The organism is Desulfurellaceae bacterium (genome assembly GCA_021296095.1).
Lineage (GTDB): Bacteria > Desulfobacterota > Binatia > Bin18 > Bin18 > JAAXHF01.
In genome coordinates, this window is record JAGWBB010000112.1 from 1 (window position 1) to 2,028 (window position 2,028).

Here is a 2,028-nt window from a genome sequence, read left to right on the forward strand (position 1 = left end):
TATGAATCTCGTCAATAAACAGAATGGCGTTGGGATCCTTGCGGAGCGCGTTCAGTACGGCCTTGAGCCGCTCCTCGAACTGGCCGCGGAACTTCGTGCCGGCCAAAACCGAGCCCATGTCCAGGGAATAGATCCGCGCATCCTTGAGCACCTCGGGCACCTCGCCGTTGGCGATCTGCAGCGCCAGCCCGTCGGCGATAGCCGTTTTTCCCACCCCGGAATCGCCGACATACACCGGGTTGTTTTTCCGCCGCCGGCACAGCACGTGGATGGTGCGTTCGACCTCGACCTCGCGGCCGATCAGAGGGTCGATCTCACCGTCTCTGGCGCGCTGGACCAGGTCGGCGGTGAAAGCCTTGAGCGGGTCTTTGGCCGGACGGGGATCGTCCTCGTCGTCCACACCCTCGGCCTCCGGCTGGGCGGCCGACTCGTCGTCCTCGTCGTCGGGTTGGACCTTGGAGATGCCGTGCGAGATGTAGTTCAGCACGTCCAGGCGGCTGATGCCCTGCTTTTGCAGAAAGTATACAGCGTGGCTGTTTTCTTCCCGGAACAGCGCGACCAGAAAGTTGCGCCCCTCGACCAGGTCTTTGCCGCTGGACTGGACGTGCATGGCCGCCCGCTGCAAGACCCGCTGAAAGCCCGAGGTTTGCTGGGGGTCGACGTCGCTCTCTTCGGACAGCGCCTCGATGTTGTCCTCGAAGAACTGCACCAGATCCTTTTGCAGCTGTTCAACCTCGCCGCCACAGTTGCGCAGGATTTCGGCCACATCCTCGTCAAACGACAGGGCGTACAACACGTGCTCGAGACACAGAAACTCGTGGCGACGCTGTCTGGCTTCCTTGATCGCCAAGGTCAGGGCAATTTCAAATTCCCGACTAATTTGCATTCTCCGCTCCGCTCCTTCCGCGGGCCTGGCCCGGGAAGCTGTCTTCTCTACGGTCGGCCTGGTGGGCGGCCGCAGGATCAGGCTTCTTCCATACTACATTTCAGGGGAAACTCGTACTTCTTGGCCAGCGTGTGGACCTTGTCCACCTTGGTCTCAGCCACCTCGTAGGTATACACCCCGGCCACCCCCATGCCTTTTCGATGCACGTGCAGCATGACCTGGGTGGCTTTGGTGGCGTCGTGGTTAAAGACCGACTGCAAGACGTGCACAACGAACTCCATCGTGGTGTAGTCGTCGTTGTGCAGCAACACCTTGTACAGCGGCGGCTTTTTGGTCTTTTTCTCGGTCTCGGTTATTACGTCACGATCGAGATCGGTATCGTTGTCGTAATCCTTGGCCATATCCCCCTCCGTCGTTCAGAGAACATCTGTCCGCCAGGGCTCCCTACTGTCCATAGCGCTCGGACGGCGGTTTGCCAAGAGGACCCGATTCTCAGACGACCTGATTCTCAGACGACTCGGTTCCAAGAAGACGCGGTTTCTGGTATCTCCTCGACCAGAACCGAGGCGGGATTCCACGCCGCCCGAATACGGAGGCTCTCATGACACACACGCCGGCCTATCAGCTCCCCAGCCAGGTCAGCCCCCAGCACTACGCCATCCGCCTCACCCCTGACCTGCGCGCCTTCACCTTTGACGGGGAAGAGACAGTGGGCATCATTGTCCACGAGCCGGTCAGCGAGATTGTGCTGAACGCTATTGAGCTGGCCATCCACAGCGTATCCGTCAGCGGCCCGGACGGTCAGACCCTGGACGCCACGGTCAGCCTGGACAGCGAGCAGGAACGGGCCAGCTTCCACTTTCCCCAGCCCCTCGCCCCCGGCGCCTGGACCCTGAGGATCAGCTTCAGCGGCATCCTCAACGACAAGCTGCACGGCTTTTACCGCAGCACCTACACCACGGCCGACGGCCAGGAGAAGGTGCTGGCCTCGACCCAGTTTGAATCAACCGACGCCCGCCGCGCGTTTCCGTGCTGGGACGAGCCGGCGCTCAAGGCGGTTTTTCAGGTCACTCTGGTGATCGACGCCGACCTGACCGCCATCTCCAACGCAGCCGTCGTGCGCGAGACGCCCCTGCCCGCCA

Annotated in this window: 3 protein-coding genes; 1 reads left to right on the forward strand and 2 read right to left on the reverse strand. The window is 61.5% G+C overall.

Going from position 1 to position 2,028, the window contains the following annotated elements; translation table 11 throughout:
- Together J4F42_19830 and clpS are read right to left on the reverse strand one after the other, a co-directional pair.
- The coding region (locus tag J4F42_19830) for an AAA family ATPase (GenBank protein MCE2487769.1) at window positions 1-886 on the reverse strand (886 nt) is incomplete at its 3' end.
- A 77-nt stretch (window positions 887-963) separates the two neighbouring features.
- On the reverse strand, window positions 964-1,287 hold the full coding sequence (clpS, locus tag J4F42_19835; protein MCE2487770.1) for an ATP-dependent Clp protease adapter ClpS: 324 nt from the start codon (window positions 1,285-1,287) through the stop codon (window positions 964-966).
- 200 nt (window positions 1,288-1,487) lie between these two features.
- On the opposite strand from clpS, the gene J4F42_19840 reads away from it, so the two are divergent.
- The coding region (locus J4F42_19840) for a hypothetical protein (GenBank protein ID MCE2487771.1) at window positions 1,488-2,028 on the forward strand (541 nt) is incomplete at its 3' end.